The following is a 513-nucleotide window of genomic DNA, read 5'->3' on the forward strand; positions in this document are numbered from 1 at the left end:
GGCTATTGGCCTCCATTCTGACAGACAAGTATGTGGACCATCTGCCGCTTTACCGGCAACTGCAGCGCTTCAAGCGGGAAAAGATCCCCATCGCCGCCTCTACCCTGGACGGATGGGTCAGTAAAAGTCTGAACCGCCTGGAAATCCTCTACGACTGGCTGGTGAACAACACCCGGTCCAAGGGATACCTTCAGGTGGATGAAACCACTATCCGGGTTTTGGATGCGACCAAAAAGAAACAGACACACCTGGGCTATTACTGGGTGTACCATAATCCTATGGATGGCACCGTATTGTTCGATTACCAAAAAGGACGTGGGAAGGACGCTCCCAAAAAACTGCTGGAAGGCTTCAAAGGCTATCTCCAAAGTGACGGATATGCTGTTTATGAAAGCTATGGCAAGCAGCAGGGGGTGACCCACCTGTGCTGCTGGGCGCATGCACGCCGTGAATTTTTCGATGCACAGCAAAACGACAAGTTAAAGGCAGAGCTGGCACTCACCTTCATCAAAA

1 protein-coding gene is annotated in these 513 nt (G+C 51.5%); it reads left to right on the forward strand.

Translation table 11 applies throughout. The features are described from left to right. Nucleotides 1-513, forward strand: a 513-nt coding sequence (locus Q0L00_RS19630; protein WP_297338593.1) for an IS66 family transposase, incomplete at both ends; no start/stop codon positions are given.

This window comes from Algoriphagus sp., from assembly GCF_024305035.1.
Lineage (GTDB): Bacteria > Bacteroidota > Bacteroidia > Cytophagales > Cyclobacteriaceae > Algoriphagus.